The organism is Streptomyces sp. NPDC001156, assembly GCF_053598275.1.
In genome coordinates, this window is the sequence record NZ_JBSFJX010000096.1 from 1 (window position 1) to 17,551 (window position 17,551).

Annotated in this window: 8 protein-coding genes; 3 read left to right on the top strand and 5 right to left on the bottom strand. The window is 68.1% G+C overall.

Annotated features, from left to right (window positions below):
• Positions 1–91: 91 nt before the first annotated feature.
• Together ACWDA7_RS32505 and ACWDA7_RS32510 are read right to left on the bottom strand one after the other, a co-directional pair.
• Complete coding sequence (locus ACWDA7_RS32505) at positions 92–625, bottom strand: response regulator (RefSeq protein ID WP_450608875.1); 534 nt, start codon at positions 623–625, stop codon at positions 92–94.
• Between the two features lie 44 nt (positions 626–669).
• Positions 670–4,908, bottom strand: a complete 4,239-nt coding sequence (locus ACWDA7_RS32510) for a HAMP domain-containing protein (RefSeq protein WP_450608877.1) — start codon at positions 4,906–4,908, stop codon at positions 670–672.
• Positions 4,909–5,205: 297 nt separating this feature from the next.
• Here ACWDA7_RS32510 and ACWDA7_RS32515 point away from each other — a divergent pair, with 297 nt between their 5' ends.
• Entirely contained in the window at positions 5,206–7,116 is a 1,911-nt protein-coding gene (locus tag ACWDA7_RS32515) for a SpoIIE family protein phosphatase (RefSeq protein ID WP_450608836.1), read from the top strand.
• Positions 7,117–7,506: 390 nt separating this feature from the next.
• Here the strand turns inward: ACWDA7_RS32515 and ACWDA7_RS32520 are convergent, their stop codons facing one another.
• From ACWDA7_RS32520 to ACWDA7_RS32530, 3 genes are read right to left on the bottom strand one after another with little or no spacing between them, the layout of a single operon-like run.
• Entirely contained in the window at positions 7,507–10,260 is a 2,754-nt protein-coding gene (locus ACWDA7_RS32520; RefSeq protein ID WP_450608838.1) for an alkaline phosphatase family protein, read from the bottom strand.
• Between the two features lie 6 nt (positions 10,261–10,266).
• The gene (locus ACWDA7_RS32525) at positions 10,267–11,643 is read right to left on the bottom strand and encodes an ABC transporter permease (protein ID WP_450608839.1); all 1,377 of its coding nucleotides are present in this window, start codon (positions 11,641–11,643) and stop codon (positions 10,267–10,269) included.
• Positions 11,640–12,581 (bottom strand): ABC transporter ATP-binding protein, encoded by a 942-nt coding sequence (locus ACWDA7_RS32530; RefSeq protein WP_450608841.1) that lies wholly within the window; start codon positions 12,579–12,581, stop codon positions 11,640–11,642. The genes ACWDA7_RS32525 and ACWDA7_RS32530 overlap by 4 nt, the downstream gene beginning before the upstream one ends.
• A gap of 601 nt (positions 12,582–13,182) precedes the next feature.
• Between ACWDA7_RS32530 and ACWDA7_RS32535 the strand changes: the two genes are divergently transcribed.
• Positions 13,183–13,332 (top strand): transposase, encoded by a 150-nt coding sequence (locus tag ACWDA7_RS32535; protein WP_450608843.1) that lies wholly within the window; start codon positions 13,183–13,185, stop codon positions 13,330–13,332.
• A 575-nt stretch (positions 13,333–13,907) separates the two neighbouring features.
• A complete protein-coding gene (locus ACWDA7_RS32540; RefSeq protein ID WP_450608878.1) occupies positions 13,908–17,270 on the top strand; it encodes a lectin in 3,363 nt (1,120 codons plus the stop codon).
• The last annotated feature ends 281 nt before the right edge of the window (positions 17,271–17,551 follow it).

Sequence of the window (17,551 nt, forward strand, 5' to 3'; positions counted from 1 at the left end):
ACAGTGCGGTCACGAGGGTGTTCAGTTCTGTCGTCACAAACGGATCTTGAACACCCTCTCTTCATGCCCGCAGGCATTTGGACAGACTCGTCTAGGCGTCGGGGCCCGCCTGCAGGTGGCGCACGGCATGCTCCAGTTCCGTGATGCGGTCGGCGAGTCGCGATGTGTCTCCGTCCGGCCGGTTGTGGAGCAACAGCTCCACATCGGCGAGCCGCTCGGAGATTTCCGCGAGTTGGGCCCTGTTTCCCGCCGTCGGGCGCGCCGTCAGTTGGCGGTTCTTGCGATACAGATCGAGGAAGACGTTGACCTTGGTACGCAGCACCCACGGGTCGATGGGCTTGGTGAGGAAGTCGGCGGCACCGAGGGCGTATCCACGGTAGGCGTAGTCCGCGCCGGCTTCGGCTCCGGTCACCAGGATGATGGGCACGTCCTTGGTCTGGTCGAGGCGCTTGATGTTCGCGGCGGTCTCGAAGCCGTCCATGCCTGGCATCAGGACGTCGAGCAGGACCACCGCGAAGTCCTGGCGGAGCATCGCCTTCAGGGCCTCCTCTCCCGAGTGTGCCCGTACCAGGTGCTGGTGGAGCGGGCCGAGCACGGCCTCGAGCGCCACGAGGTTCTCCTCCATGTCATCGACGATGAGGATGCTGCACGGTTCGGGTGTGGCTGTGCTCACGGCTCGCGCTCCGGTGGATCGTGGTCATGGTCCTCCGTGCCGTCGCCCTGCTGCGGCACGGCGCTGTCGGGGACCGCCGCACCGGAGTCGTCCGGCGGGTCGAGCAGATCGCAGACGACTGACAGCAGGCGGTCGACGTTGACGGGCTTGGGGATGTATTCGGAGGCACCGCTGTCGATCGCCTTTTCGCGGTCGCCGGGCATGGCCTTGGCGGTGAGCGCAATGATCGGCAGGTGAGCGAGCCGGGGGGTGCGCCGGATGGTGCGAATAGTCTCGTATCCATCCATCTCCGGCATCATGATGTCCATGAGGACCAGGGACACATCGGGGGACTGCTGGAGGACTTCGAGGCCTTCGAGGCCGTTCTCCGCGTACTTCACCGTCATGCCGACGCGGCCCAGCACATGGGTGAGTGCGAAGACGTTGCGGATGTCGTCGTCGACGATGAGGATGCGGCGCCCTGCCAGCACTCGGCCGGGGCGTCCGTTGAGCCACTCCTTGAGCCGGGTCGTCTCGGGCCAGGTGTCCTCGCGGGGGTCCAAGGGTCCGGTGGTTCCCCTGCTGAGCAGGTCGTCCGGGCTGGGGATCTGCACGTTCAGGCTGTCTGGGTCGAGGGTGTCCGGGCTGAGGGTGTCGAGGACCAGCCTCTCCGGACTGGGGCTACCGACGTTGTCGAACACGTCGCTCGGCATCGCAGCCGCGTCGTCGCCGGCCGTGCCGACTGTCGTGGTCCGCACGGGAAGCGCCGTCGGGGCGGTGGCATCCGGGGTGCTGGCAGCCCGCAGTTCTGCCCGGCTGTGCAGACTGGGTACGCCGGGGTGGTGTGAGGGAATGTAGAGGGTGAACCGGGAGCCCACGCCCAGCTCGCTCTCGGCGACGATGCGGCCACCGAGCATCCCGGCGATCTCCCGGCTGATGGACAGGCCGAGGCCGGTACCGCCGTACCTGCGGTTGGTCGTGCCCTCGGACTGCTGGAACGCCTCAAAGATCACCGAAAGTTTCTCGGGCGCGATGCCGATCCCCGTGTCCTTGACGGCGAAGGCGATGACGGCTTCGGCGTTCTTGAGTGTCTCATCCTCGAACTGTTCCCTGGGCACGCTGTCGACACGCAGCTCCACGCTGCCGGAGTGGGTGAACTTCACCGCGTTGGACAGCAGGTTGCGCAGGACTTGCTGGAGGCGCTGTTCGTCGGAGTACAGCTCGCGCGGCACGTCCTCGCCAACCTCGATCTCGAACCGCAGGCCGCGGTCGATGGTGAGCGGCCGGAACGTCGCATGGACGTAGTCGAGCAGCTTGTTCAGCGGCAGCGTCTTCGGGTGGACGTCCATCCGGCCGGCCTCGATCTTCGAGAGGTCGAGGATGTCGCTGATCAGCTGGAGCAGGTCGGAGCCCGCGCGGTGGATGGTGGTCGCGAACTGCACCTCCTGCTCCGAGAGGTGCCCGTCGGGGTTGTCGGCAAGCAGCTGGGCCAGGATGAGCAGCGAGTTGAGCGGTGTGCGCAGCTCGTGCGACATGTTCGCCAGGAATTCGGACTTGTACTGCGAAGCGGTCGCGAGCAGGGCGGCCTTGTCCTCCAGTTCGGCGTTGGAGCTCTGGAGCTCGTCGGAGCGTTCGCGCAGCTCGGAGGTGAGGCGCTGGGACTGCGACAGCAAGGACTCGGTACGGGAGTTGGCGATGATCGTGTTGATCGAGACGCCGATCGTGTTGGCGAACTGGTCGATGAAGGCCAGGTGTACATCGCTGAACCTGCTGAGCGACGCCAGCTCGATCACTCCGAGGACCTGGTCCTCGAAAAGGATCGGCAGGATGACGACGCTGGCCGGACGCGCCGAGCCGAGCCCGGAGATGATGGTGATGTAGTCCGGCGGGGCGTCCGTGATGAGGATGCGCTGCTTCTCCTGGGCGGCCTGCGCAATGAGGCCACGCCCGGGCGTGCCCGTGCCGGGGAGCGGGCTGCTCCCGCCGGCCTGGTCGGTGCCGTAACCGGCGATGAACTCGAGGCCTTCCCCGGGCAACGCTCCCGCCTCGGCCAGGAAGAATGCTCCGAACTGCGCATTCACCAGCGGCGTCAGCTCGCGCAGGATCAGGTCTGCGACCTCCACCAGGTCGCGGTGGCCCTGCATGAGGGCGGCCATGCGGGTCAGGTTGGACTCCAGCCAGTCCTTGGCTCGGGTGGTCTCGCGGAGGTTGGACACCATGAGGTTGATGTTGTTCTTCAGCTCGGCGACCTCGCCCTGCGCCTCGACCGTGATGGAGCGGGACATGTCGCCCTGGGTGACCGCGCTGGCCACCTCCGCGATGGCGCGGACCTGAGTGGTGAGGTTCAGGGCCAGCTCGTTGACGTTCGTGGTCAGCCGCTTCCAGGTTCCGTAGACGCCTTCGACGCGGGCCTGTCCGCCCAGCTGGCCTTCGCTGCCGACCTCGCGGGCCACGCGGGTCACCTCTGACGCGAACGAGGAGAGCGTGTCGACCATCGTGTTGATGGTCGTCTTCAGTTCCAGGATCTCGCCGCGCACATCTACGTCGATCTTCTTCGACAGGTCACCCTGGGCGACGGCGGTGGCGACCTGCGCGATGTTGCGGACCTGCGAGGTGAGGTTGTCCGCCATGAAGTTGACGTTGTCCGTGAGGTCCTTCCACACTCCGGAGACGCCGCGGACCTGGGCCCGGCCGCCGAGCCGCCCCTCCGTACCGACCTCGCGGGCCACCCGCGTCACCTCGTCCGCGAACGCGCGCAGCTGCTCGACCATCGTGTTCACGGTCTCCTTGAGCTGCAGGATCTCGCCCCGCGCATCGACCGTGATTTTCTTCGACAGGTCGCCGTTGGCGACCGACGTGGTCACCTGGGCGATGTTGCGGACTTGTGAGGTCAGGTTCGACGCCATGAAGTTGACGTTGTCCGTCAGCTCCTTCCACACCCCGGAGACGCCGCGGACCTGAGCCTGTCCACCGAGGTTCCCCTCGGTACCCACCTCGCGGGCGACCCGGGTCACCTCGTCCGCGAACGCGGACAGTTGGTCGACCATCGTGTTGATGGTCGATTTCAGCTCCAGGATCTCGCCTTTCGCCTCGACCGTGATCGTCTTGCCGAGGTCACCCTGGGCGACGGCGGTGGCGACCTGCGCGATGTTGCGGACCTGCGAGGTGAGGTTGTCCGCCATGAAGTTGACGTTCTCCGTGAGGTCCTTCCACACCCCGGAGACGCCGCGGACCTGGGCCCGGCCGCCGAGCCGTCCCTCCGTACCGACCTCGCGGGCCACCCGCGTCACCTCGTCCGCGAACGCGGACAGCTGGTCGACCATCGTGTTCACGGTGCTCTTGAGCTGCAGGATCTCGCCCCGTGCGTCCACCGTGATCTTCTGGCTGAGGTCGCCGTTGGCGACCGCCGTGGTCACCTGGGCGATGTTGCGGACCTGCGAGGTCAGGTTCGACGCCATGAAGTTGACGTTGTCGGTGAGGTCCTTCCACACGCCCGAGACGCCCGGTACCTGGGCCCGGCCGCCCAGCTGCCCCTCCGTACCGACCTCGCGGGCCACCCGCGTCACCTCGTCCGCGAACGCGCGCAGCTGGTCGACCATCGTGTTCACCGTCAGCTTCAGCTCCAGCATTTCGCCGGTCGCCTCGACCGTGACCTGCCGGGTCAGATCGCCGCGCGCGACGGCTGTCGTCACCACGGCGATGTCGCGGACCTGCGAGGTCAGCCGCGAGGCCATCGCGTTCACAGCTTCGGTCACATAGCGCCAGTCGCCCGAGAGCCCCTGTACCTTGGCCCGGCCGCCGAGGCGCCCCTCGGTACCGACCTCACGGGCGACCCGGGTCAGCTCGCCGGTGAACAGCGAGAGCTGGTCCACCATGCGGTTCACGCCGCGCCCGAGGCGCCGCAGATCACCATGGAGCTGGCGCTTGCCGTCGTGCAGCTCGACCCGTTGCGTCAGATCGCCGTCCGCGACCGCGTCCAGCACCCGCGTGGCGTTGGAGACCGGGACGGCCAGCGCTTCGAGCAGCGTGTTGGCCGCGTCAACGCTCGTGGTCCATGCCCCATGCCCGGGGCTCGCCGCGAGCCGCTCGTCCATCCTGCCCTGCCGCACCACTTCCCGGCGCACCCGCTCGAGCTCGGAGGCCAGATGCGCATTGCGCAGCACGATCTGGTTGAACACTCCCGCCATCTCGGCAAGCACGCCCTCGTGAACACCTTCCACACGGACCGTGAAATCACCGTCACAGAAGGAATTCATCGCTGCGAGGAGCGGTCGCAATTCGGCCGCACGTATCCGCGGCCCATCGAGGGCGATGCCCGGCCTGTCTGCGGACTCAGCGGACTCGGCGAAGTCGACGGGCCAGGCGGATTCGGCGGGGTCTTTGGCGAGTCCCGCGGGGTGCCGCTCGTGGGCGCGTGGAGCGGGATCAGTCGGAGCCGGATCAGGCGAAGCCAGGTCGCGTCCCATGGAAACCCACTTCAGTCATTGAGCGAAGGAAGTATATGCGTCGTTCTGGCGTGATTTAGACTACATTCATCCATTCAAACATCGGTAGTGAGTCGGGAGTCACCTGTGCGGCAGCGCCCTGACCTGCACCACTCCGTGTCACGGATGCGTCTGCCCGCGAATGAGTTCGCCTCTGCCGCCGCGCGACGGTTCGTTCGCGCGGTTCTCACCGAGCGGACCGCGCCGGGGCATCCCGGGGTACCCACGATCAGCGGCCGCTTGGTCGAGGACGCCGTGCTCCTGGTCAGTGAGCTGGTCACCTGCACCGCCACGCCCGCGGGATTCGAGATCGAAATTGCCTGCCGGTTGCAGGTCGGGGACGACTCCCCGGCCTCGTCCGACGTGGCAGGGGCCGGGCAGATAGGGGTGGTGATCGAAGTAGTGGACCGCCATCCGTCTCGCGTGGTCAGCAGCGGCCAGGACGTACCGAGCAACCTCCACGGCCGCGGTCTGCAGCTGGTGCGGGCGCTGGCCACTTCGTGGGGGATCACCTACCGGCACACCGAGAAGGCCGTGTGGTTCCAACTGGAGGCCCCGCTGGAGCCCTGTGACGAGGGCGGGGGCGATTCGTCGGCCAAGGCGCTGCAGCACGACTCGTCGGCCCTCGAAACTCAGCACCACGGTCACAGCGCCCGATGGGCCGACCACGAAGGGGAGTCGTTCCTCGCCGAGGCCAGCGAGCTGCTCGCCGGTCAGCTGGACGAGGACATGGTCGCGGCGCTCGCCGGGCAGCTTCTGGTCCCCAGGCTCGCCGACTGGTGCGGCGTGTGGCTGTGCACCGACAGCGGCGGTATGCGGCTGTCTCGCGTCTGGCACCGGGACGAGCGGCACATCGGAGACCTCCGGCGAGCGCTCGAGAGGGACCGTCCGCCGCCTGCCCGGCTGAGCACGACAGGTATCCCGTGGCCCTGGCCGGAAGGCACGGACGCTACGGGCGCGGCCGGCTCTGCGCTGGCGTTTCCCCTGGTCGCATGCGGTCAATGCCTTGGCATGCTGCTGCTCGGCCAGGGTGGGCTGTCCCATATGACCGACACCGTGACGCGACTTGCGGAGGACTTGGCCCGGCGAGTGGCCCAGGCGGTGGTCACGGCCCGTCACTACACCCGGGAGGTGACCATCAGCCGGACGCTCCAGAGCAGGCAGCTCCCCGCGTCCCTCGCAGTGATCCCGGGCGTCGACACGGCGATCGTCTATGAGCCGGCCGGTGAGAGTCAGACCGTCGGCGGCGACTTCTACGACCTGTTCCCGATGGGGGACCGTCGCTGGTGCTTCCTGCTCGGCGACGTGTGCGGCCACGACCTGGTGGCGATGTCTGCCACCGGTCTGGCCCGACATTTGGTCCGGCTGCTGGCCCGTGAGGGCCATGGTGTCGAGTCCCTGCTCAGCCGGCTGAATCTCGCGATGGCGGAGGAGAGCGCGGAAGCGGTGTCGTTCGGCAGCGAGCAGGCGGGGCCGCGTTTCCTGAGCCTGCTCTACGGGGAGCTGGAGCCGGATGTGATCGCCGGCGGTGCGCGCTGCACGATCGCCAGCGCCGGGCACCCGCTTCCCTTGAGGCTGTCGGCCGACGGCTCGGTGGCGCCGGCCGCCGACCCACAGATGTTGCTCGGAATCGACGAGCACGCGGAGTTCCACGCCAACTCGTTCACCCTCGCACCGGGCGAGGCGCTGCTGTGCGTGACCGACGGCGTGACCGAGCGGCGCAGAGGAAACCGCCAGTTGGACGACAACGATGGCCTCGCCGAGGTGTTCCGCGGGTGCGTCGGGCTGGGGGCGAAGGCCGTGGCGGAGCGCGTACGGCAGGCGGCTCACGACTTCAGCACCGAGCCGATCGACGATGATCTGGCCGTACTCGTACTGGAAGCGGTGCCGGTGCTCGGTCGGGCCCGGTACGGGGGCGGCACCTACGGAGAGCATGCGCGACCGGCTCGCCGTGCCCATGTCCGCCGCCCTGAACCCTGACCTCCGCGACGCGGAGTGGAACTGGTCCATGCCTACGCCGCTGTCCGGACCGGAGGAGGCGCAGGCCGGACGGCGGCGATGGCGACGACGTCCCCCAGTCCGATTGTGGATGAGGATCCGGGCCGCTCACGAGCGGGCACCGGGTGCCGACGATTCATCCGGCCTGGTCACACGTCATGTGCGACGTCGCGCGGACGCTCGCAGGGATCAGGCAGCCGGACGCACCAGCGTCCTCGGCGGCCGCGTTCCAACCCGAATCCCGGCCCCCCACGCCAGCCGACACCTGTGACCCGCCCGCACCCCTGTGGAAAACGCAGATGGCCCCTGACCGGCGGATGCCGGTCAGGGGCCATCTGACGACGGTCAGGCTATGCCGACCGGCCTACTGTGTCAGCCGTCGTTCTCCGAGGACGGGAGGTAGGCGCCGGGGACGTCCTTGGGCGCGTAGACCTTCTTGTCACCCGGGAAGGGCTTGGAGAAGTTGTAGGTCTGGTACCAGGTGTAGCGGTCCATCTGTGCCGGGTTGGCGGCGTCCGGCACGGCGTTGGGGCCGGTGAAACGCTGCTTGGAGGCCCAGCTCTTCCACTCGTCCGCCACCGGCTGCTGCGCCGCCGGGACGGCCGTCGTCGTGGGCGCGGCCGCCGCCGCCGGGTTCTGCGGGGCCGGGGTGTCTGTACCGCAGGTGGGCGCCGGGTTCACGCCGAGGGTCAGCGAGGTCCGGTTGGGAACGGCCGCGAACGGCGTGTTGTCTGCCTTGTTCGTGAACGCGCCGAACATCGGGGTGGCCGCGGTGTCCATCTGGTTCATCGGGTGGATCCCGAGGATCTGCTCGATGGTGCGCATCATCGTGACTTGCGAGTAGTAGTGGCTGTCGACGACGCCGTGCTTGGCGTACGGGCTGATGATCTGGATCGGCGCACGGTGGCCGTCGACGTGGTCCTGGCCGGCCTGGGAGTCGTCCTCGACGATGAAGATCGCCGAGTCCTTCCAGTACTCGCTGTGCGTGATCGCGTCGACCGTGCGGCCGACCGCGAGGTCGTTGTCGGCGACCTGGGCGGCGGAGTTCGCCGGGCCACCGGTGTGGTCGTTGGAGTACCAGAACATGTTCAGGTTCGCAGGACCGTTCTTCTTGAAGTCCTGCTCCCAGACCTGCTCCTTGTATACGTCCGGCACGCTGGTGTCGAACTTCGGGAAGCCCTGCACCGAGACGTCGTTGAGCGAGGGGATTGCCGAGCCCGTCTTGATGGGGTACTTGGACGGCGAGCCGGTCGCGGCCATGTCCTTACTGTCGCAGTACAGGTTCTGCCAGCTCGAACCCGACGGCTTCTGCTCCAGCGTCTGGAACTCGCCGTAGTCCTTGACTGACTTCCCCGCCGCCTTCGCACCGGTCCAGATGAAGCCGGTCTTCTGGTGGCCGAGGACGTCGTCCTCGGTGTCGTAGGAGCGCGTGTACTCACCGGCGGAGGACTCGGTGTACTCCGGGTTGTCCGACTGCGTGAGCCAGTTATGGCCCTCGGCGGAGTTCGTGCCCATGTCGTAGAAGTTGTCGTACAGGCCGAACTGCTTGGCCAGCGCATGCTGGTTGGGCGTGACGTTCTCGCCGAACGTGGTCAGCGAGGGGTCGCCGTTGCCCTGCGGGATGTCGCCGTAGACCTGGTCGTAGGTGCGGTTCTCCTTGACGAGCAGGAAGACGTGCTTGATCGTCGAGGGGTCGCCGAGCCGGGCCGGGACCGGCACCGCGGGCACGTTGCCGTTGGTCTCGGACAGCTTGAGCGAGTCGCCGCTCCAGCTGTTCATCTGGAACACCTTGGGCGTGTACGACTTGACGACGTCGTCGCTCGGCAGGGTGAACGTGGTCAGGCTGGACGTGGTGTCGTGGGTGCCGTGCTTGGTCGTGGTCGAGCGACGGGCGTCTATGCCACGGGTGTTGGAGACGACGATCTTCCCACCGACGCTGGCGATCTCCGACGGGAAGTAGTCCGTCGGGAGCAGGCCGACGTAGCGGGCGGGCTGCTGCGGGCCGGAGTAGCGGTAGACCGCGACGGCGTTGGCGCGGCCCAGCGTCACCAGCAGACGGCCGTCGTCGGTGAGGGTGACGGCGTTGGGCTCGTAGCCGACCGAGGCCTCCGCCCACGGCTGGGTGGAGATGGTCTGGACGACCTTGTCGCTCGTGGAGTCGATGACCGAGACGCTGTTGTCGGCGGTGTTGGTGACGAACAGCACGCCGTTCTTCGCGTACACCGCGGTCGGGTGCAGACCGACATCGATGGTGGCCACGGCGGCGGACGCGTCGGCGGTGTTGATCACGCTGACCGTGCCGGTGGTGGAGGCGCCGGTCTCACGGTCCGCCGGGACCTGGGTGCCGTAGGAGTTGATGGTGGTCTCGCCGGCCTTGGCCGGGCGACCGCCCTCGTTGGAGACATACAGCTTGCCGTCGACCAGGGCCAGGCCGCGCGGGGCGGTGCCGGTGGTCCAGGTCGCCTTGACGGTGCCGGTGGCGGCGTCGATGGCGACGACCTTGTTCTGGCCGTTGACCGCGCCGTACACGGTGGAGCCGTCAGCGGAGAACACTGCGGCGCCCACGAGGGCCTGGTGGCCGCTCACGGTCGGGATGCTCACGGCGACCGGGTTGGCCAGGGTGCCGTCGGCGTTGACGGTGAACTTGGTGTAACCGGTGGCCTGGCCCAGCCACAGCGAATTGCCGTCGGGTGAGTAGGTCGGGCCTTCCTGGCCCACGGCGCTGCTGCTGATGCGCAGGTTGTCGGCCGTGTTGGTGCCGATCTTCTGCGCCACCGTGCCGGTGGTGAGGTCCATGATCACCAGGGCGGCGTCGCCGTCGGTGACCGAGGCGGCCAAGTGCTTGCCGTCCGGGCTGACGGTGGACGACATGATCTTGCCGTCGTTGATGACGCTGCTGTCGCCGTAGGGCTGGAGGTGCTGGTCGTCGGAGACGACCCGGCCGTTGGCGGTGACCTGGCCGACCTGCTCGGTGCCGAAGTGAGCCGTGGAGGCTACGGCCGTGCCCGTGACGCCGAGGGCGACCGCGATGCCTGCCGTCACCATGAGCGACCGGCGCCCGACTCGTCTGCCGAGGACGTGGAACTGGCCCTTCTGGCTGACCTGGCGCTGCCGAGTTACCTGCATGGAGACTTATCCCTTCGAGGTGGAGTCGAGCAGTTCGACGTTGCCGTCGAACTGCCACATCGGGTTCGGCGCGTCCCCATTGGGGGTCCGCACCAGGAAGTAGCCGTTCACTTCCTTCGGTCCGTCGCCATCGGCGACGAACCGCCCGTCTGAGGTGACGTCCAGTTGGTAGATGGCCTGACCTGTGGTCTGGACGCCGGGGAGATGCCAGGAGACGACGCAGCGCCAGTCGTTGCCCGGCCCCTCTGCGCTGTCCTGGACATGGCCCTTGCTGCACGCCGCCGTGGCCTGCAACTGGGCCTCGGTGACGGCGGGTCTGTTGAGTTCGTCGGTCTGCATGCGGTACAGGTGCGCGAACGCCGTGGCGACCGAACGCTCCACCTTGTCCTGCTCGATCCCGGAGGCCGTTGCCGAGGTCGTCGCGGCGACGACGGCGAACGACACGGCGGCCACCCCGACGAGCGGCAGGACTCCGACGGTGATGGCGCGGCGGCCCGAACCATCGTGGCTCAGGTTGGTGAATTCGCGCCGTACGAAGAGCACATAGGCCAGCGCCGTGGCGGCCACGGCCCACACGAGGCTGACGACGACGCCGATCAGCAGCGGGCCGAGCTGCTGCGGGCTGGTGAACAGCCCGTTCCAGGAGATGAAGGCGTAGCTGGGCAGGGCGACCCGGACGGCCACGGGGAGCGGCAGCATCTGGGCGACCGCCATCGCGAGCGCGACGAGCACGGGCACCAGCAGCCCCATCGGGGACCGTCCCAGCGTGACCGACCCGAGGAAGCCGAGTGCGGCGAGCGCCAGGGTCGGAGCGAGGACGCAGATCCAGGAGAGCAGGACCTGAACGGCGACGTCCGACGGTGCCATGAGGTGGCCGTCGAGGCCGACCAGCGGCTGGTTGCCGACGGCCAGGAGGCCGCCGACCGTGCTGGAGACCGCAAGTCCGGCTACGAGCAGCAGCAGGACGGTGAGGCTGGCGACCACCTTCGCCACGAAGATCCGCCGAGGTGAGCGGACCGCTACGAGCAACTGGCGCCAGGTGCCGAGCCGGTCCTCGGAGGCGAACACGTCACCGGCCACGACCGAGGTCAGCAGCGGGAGCGCCCAGGTCCCCGCGAAACCGAGCATCACCAGCGGCCCGGCCCACCCGGAGGCGTGCATCCAGCGCCCGAAGAGGGTGTCCACGGGGAGCGTGCTCTGCTGGCTCACGCCGGCGACGAAGAGCGCAGGAACGATCCAGCAGGCGAGGACCAGCAGGCGGATCCGCCACTGGGAGACGAGCTTGACGAGCTCGAAGCGACAGGCGCGGGTGACGGGGATACGACGGCCCCGGGTCACGGGCTCGTGTTCCTGTTCTGGGCTCGGGGTGAGGGTCGCGGTCATCGGCCGGCCTCCTGCTGTTCGGTGAGGGCGAGGAACGCGGCTTCGAGCGGCGACACCACGGGAGTGAGTTCGCGCAGCGCGACGCCCTCCTCCACGAGCCGCACCACGAGGTCGTCCAGGGCGGGCACCAGGGCGCGTACGACGAGCAGTTCGGCGTCCTGGCGTACCCCGGCGTCGTCGACGACCCGGACCCCGGGCGCGTCGTCGGCCACCCGGCGGGCGGCCTGCGGGTCGGAGGCGAGCAGCCGGTAGTCGAGTTCACGGTTGTCGGCGGCCAGCTTGTTCAGCGGGCCGGAGAAGACGACGCGTCCGGTGGCGACGATGGTCACCTCGGAGCACAGCGCCTCGAGGTCGTCCATGTTGTGGCTCGACAGGACGACGGCGGTCCCGTCGGCTGCGAGCCGGGTGAGGACACCGTGCACGTGCTTCTTGCCCGCCGGATCAAGGCCGTTGGAGGGTTCGTCGAGCACGAGCAGCCGGGGCTTGGTCAGCAGGGCTGCGGCGAGTCCGAGCCGCTGGCGCATGCCGAGGGAGAAGCCGCGGGTGCGGTCGTCGGCGACGTCGGTGAGGCCGACCTCGGCGAGTACGTCGTCGATGTCCGCGGTACGCGTGTCGTGGCCGCGGAGTGCGGCCAGCGCGGCGAGGTTCTGCCGTGGGGTGAGTGAGGGGTAGAGAGCGGGACCGTCCACGAAGCCAGCGACACCGTCGGGAGCGTCGAGTGCCCGTCCGACCGGTGTACCCAGGACCTCGAGGCGACCGCTGTCGGCAACCGCGAGCCCCAGCAGAAGGCCGAGCAAGGTCGTCTTCCCGGCGCCGTTCGGTCCGACCAGGCCGTGGATATGCCCCTGCGTCACGTCGAGGTCGATGCCGTCGAGCGCGACGACGTCACCGAAACTCTTAGTGATGCCGCGAGCCCGGATTGCGTGGAGTTGTTCCATGGGTCCCTTCCCTCAAGAGCCTCAAGGACCATAGGGATTGGCCATGTTGCTCACAGGGATCGGGAGTTGAATGTTGATGGAACATGAAACGACTTGGCATTCGTGACTTCGCCGCCGGGCCGGAGTCATCCACGCTTCAAGCAGCGACTTTTGCCATTCCTTGATCAAAGGTGCCGGAGCAAATACAGGAGTTGCGATCGTGAACGATGTTCGTTACTGGGGGGTTGACTGAGAAGTAACCCCGGCTGCATGGATGGAGGGGTGCGGTGAGCGGATTGATGGGAGTCAGTCACCGGGGCGGGGATGGTCACTCGGTGTCACCGGACAGACAGGGCCGAACCGCCCACGCGGCCTCGCGGGCGGACGGTAAGGGCAACAACCGCTGCCCGAAATCCTGTTGATTGCCCGGAGTGTCGGCCTGTGTGCCGGAGTCGGAGCAGCGTCGTGCGGCCTCGTCCCAGGGGCCGAGTGCAGGGAGCCGGTACGGCAGGGGCCGTGGCGCGGGTCCCGTTCGGGGTCCCACCGCGCCCGAGGGGGCATGCGCTGCACCCACGACGGCGTTGCGCGTGCCGAATACTGATTCGCGCTGGTGGGAGGCAGTGTGATCGTGGCCGAGACCGGGGGTGACATGACCCGGCTCCCCTCGGCCAAGCGCCTGGCCTCCTGGGCCGGACTGTGTCCGGGGTACCACGAATCGGCCGGCCGGCCGGGTCCGCGGTACCCCGGACACAGTCCGGCAATCCCTACCTGAAAGGGGCACTGGGGATGGCCGCGTTCGGAGCGGCACGGACCAAGGACTCCTTCCGGCAGGCACGCTACAAGCGGCCTGACCACTCGCCGCGGCCCGACCAAGGCGCTGATCGCCGTCGAGCACTCGATCATCGCCGCGATCTGGCACATGCTGGCCAACCGGCGCATCCACCGCTCCCTGCAGGGCCCGCCCGGTCGGGTTCGGGTGGGTGCCCTCCGGGGCCTGACGTCGCATCAACCAGGGGGCCGGGGTCGACGCCTGGTCCGAGGAACTGCCGCGCCTCACGCGCGGCGCTCGATCGTGCCGCTGGAAGGGGCGCCTGTGAACTTCGCCATCAGAAAGTCCTGTTGGCTTCGTTGACACGCCACGAGCACAGGCGTTTCACTCGACACTCGTGCATGGCAACGTTGTCAGGCCGCCAAGGCGTCCGGCACCGTTGCCTGTCGTTGGCGTACCGGTTTTCGGCACGTCAGCACTCATGTGCCAAGCACGGACTGCTGCGGAGGCAACCGATGGCCCGACCCCGACGTTCAGGTGCGCCACGTAACCGAAAGAGACTCAGCTCACGCTTGGCCGTGGTGTCCGTCCTGGGCATCGCGCTACTCCCGCTCCCGGCGATCGGCGGCGCCTATGCCGCGAGCGCCGCAACGCCGGCCTTTGCGAAGGACCCTGCATCCCTCGTCAATCCCCTTATCGGCACCTCCGGTGCGGTGGACACCTTCCCGGGCCCCGACATGCCGACCGGCATGGTGCAGTGGGGTCCCGACACGACACCGAGTCGCCCCGATGGTGGCGGCTATGAGTACAACGACAACAAGATCTCCGGCTACAGCCTCACCCACGTGTCGGGCCCCGGCTGCCCCGTCGCCGGCGACCTACCGATCCTGCCCGTGACCGGCGCCCTCTCGGGCAATCTCGCCAACACGTCCGTCGGCTTCAGCCATGACAACGAGAAGGCGGGCATCGGCTACTACGGGGTCACCGACGCGAACGGCGTCAAGACCCAGCTCACCGACACCACCCGTGCCGGGTTGGGCACGTTCACCTTCCCCGCCGGCCAGCAGGCCAACCTGCTGCTCAAGCTCAGCGGTGGTGCGACCCAGGTGGACGGCACCCGCATCCAGGTGGAGAGCAAAAAGGAAATCTCCGGGGCGATCGACAGCGGTCACTTCTGCGGTGCGAGCAACAAGTACACGCTGCACTTCGACATCAAGTTCGACCAGCCGTTCACACAGAGCGGTACCTGGGTCGGCAGCACCCTCACCCCCAACGCGACGTCGCTGAAAGCGGGCAAGGTCCAGCAGACCTCGCAGGCGCCCAAGTCGGCCCCGCTGAAGGAGAGGCACTTCACCGTCCCGGCGAAGCCGGCCCCGACGGTCCACAGGAGCGGCGGCAAGACCTCCGGCACGGCCTCCCCGGCGCCGAGCGCCAGTGGTGCGCCGGAGGCGAGCGCGAACCCGTCCGCCGCGAGCAAGGCGGCCCAGCCGCCCACCACGGGCGCGAACGGCATGTACCTGACCTTCGACACCTCGTCGAACCCGACGGTGACCGCGAAGGTCGGCATCTCGTACACGAGTGACGCCAACGCCGCGGACAACCTCTCCTCCGAGATCAAAAACTGGGACTTCGGCGCCGTCGAGCAGGCGAACCACGACGCCTGGAACGGAGTGCTGAACAAGATCCAGGTCGGTGGCGGGTCCTCCGACCAACAGGTGCAGTTCTACACCGCGCTCTACCACGCGCTGCTGCACCCGAACGTCTTCTCGGACCACAACGGCCAGTACATGGGCATGGACAACCAGGTCCACATGCTGGCCAAGGGCCAGCAGGCCCAGTACGCCAACTACTCGGGCTGGGACACCTACCGCTCCCAGACGCAGCTGATGGCGATGGTCGAGCCCAAGGTCGCCGGCGACGTCGTCACCTCGATGCTCAACGGCTACGACCAGACGGGACTGCTTCCCAAGTGGGCCTCCAACAACGGCGAGAGCTACGTGATGGTCGGCGACCCGGCCGCCGGCATCATCGCCGACGCGTACGCCTTCGGCGCCCAGAGCTTCGACACGGACAAAGCGCTCGCCGCCCTGCAGCACGAGGCCACGGTCCCGAACAACGACCGCCCCGGCGAGTCGGTGCGGGACGCGAAGGGCTACCTGCCGCTGGACGAGAACGACTACAACTGCTGCAACTTCTACGGCCCGGTCTCCACGCAGCTGGAATACGACTCGGCCGACTACGCCCTCGCCTCCTTCGCGAAGTCCCTGGGCAAGACGGCGGTCTACACGAAGTTCGCCACCCGCGCCCAGGACTGGATGAACGTCTTCAACCCGCAGACCGGCTTCATGCAGGCCAAGAACAAGGACGGCCAGTTCGCCGGCGGTTTCACCCCGGGTACCTCCAACGGCTTCGTGGAGGGCACCTCGGCCCAGTACACGCCAATGGTCCCGTTCAACCTGCAGCAGCTCATCCAGGCCCGCGGCGGTGACAAGGCGTACTCGTCCTACCTGGACAGCCTGCTCGACAACATCACGAACCCGGGCAACACCAACGCCGACCTGAGCAACGAGCCCAGCCTGGAAATCCCCTGGGAGTACGACTACACGGGCGAGCCGTGGAAGACCCAGGCGGCCGTCCGTGAGACCCAGCAGGACCTGTACTTCAACGCCCCGGTCGGCTCGTTCGGCAACGACGACCTCGGAGCGATGAGCTCCTGGTACGTCTGGTCCGAGCTCGGCATGTACCCGGAGACCCCGGGCGCCGACACGCTGGCGCTCGGCAGCCCGGTGTTCCCGGTGGCGATGGTGACCTTCGGCAACGGTAAGACCGTGCAGATCAACGCCCCCCAGGCCGCCAAGGACGCGCAGTACGTGCAGGCGCTCGACGTCAAGGGCAAGGAGTGGAACGCCCCCTGGCTGACCTACCAGCAGTTCAAGAGCGCGGGCATCGTCGACTTCACGCTCGGCACCCAGCCCAACAAGTCCTGGGCGTCCGACCCGTCCGCGGCGCCGCCGTCAGACACCACGGGTGGCAGCCGGGTGCTGGCCGCGACCGGTCCCTCCAGCGACGGCCTGGTGCTCCAGCCGGGCACGTCCGGTGACGGCACGCTCGACGTGACCAACCTCGGCAGCAAGGCCGTCACGGTCGACTGGACGGCGGCAGCGCCCTCCGGCGTCACGTTGGACACGGCGTCCGGCTCGGTGCAGGTGCCCGCTTCGGGCAGCGCCGAGGCGAAGATCCATGTGACGGCGGGCGCGGACGAGGGAACGTTCCCGGTCACCTTCGCGCTGACCGACCACAGCACGGGTGCGGCGCTGAGCGGGGCGACCCTCCGTGTGGCCGTGGCCAAGGCGGGTGAGCTGTGGCCGTTCGACACCAACGAGGGCATCTACCCCGATGGCGCGAGCTTCTCGGGCGGCTTCGACGGCGGCGGCTGGGCGTTCTCGCAGAACGCGCTGTCGGCGGCGGGCGTCGCGAGCGGCTCCACCGTCACGGTCGACGGCATCTCCTACATCTGGCCGACGGCGAAGTCCGGTCAGCTGGACAACTTGGAGATGGCCGGCCAGACCATCCCGATGCCGGCCGGTACATCGGGTGCGTCGCTGGGTCTGCTGGGTACGGCGACCAACGCGCCGACCGACGGCAGCGGGGTCTCGGGCACGATGACCGTCACCTACACCGACGGCACCATATCCAAGGCGACGGTGGGCTTCTCGGACTGGACGCTCAACGCCGGTTCGAGCAAGCCGATGGCAGATGACACGACGGCCGTGACGACGGGCTACCGGAACACCGGGAGCGGTGGCCGGGACGGCGTGAAGACCTACGTCTTCGCCACGAAGGTCCCCCTCGACGCGTCCAAGCAGGTGGCGTCGATCACGCTGCCGGTGACGGGTTCGACCGGTACCGACCACCTGTTCGCCTACGGCTTCGGCCAGTGAGGCACGGCAGGCGCTGACGACGGCGGGCCGGCTCCCGGGCGCGAGCCCAGGAGCCGGCCCCCCGTCCATGCGCACCAGCACACCGCCGGACCTCTGTTGCAAAGCCCCGGCTTGAGGTCAGGCTCGGCAGCAACTATCCCCAGACAGCACTGAATCGCCCGCCCCGGCCACCGCCACCAACCTCCAGGCCCACCGGATCCGACGACGGCCCGTCCTCGGCGGCCTGATCAATGAGTACCGCCATGCTGCCTGACCGAATGGCATCGCCGCAGCGCACAGCA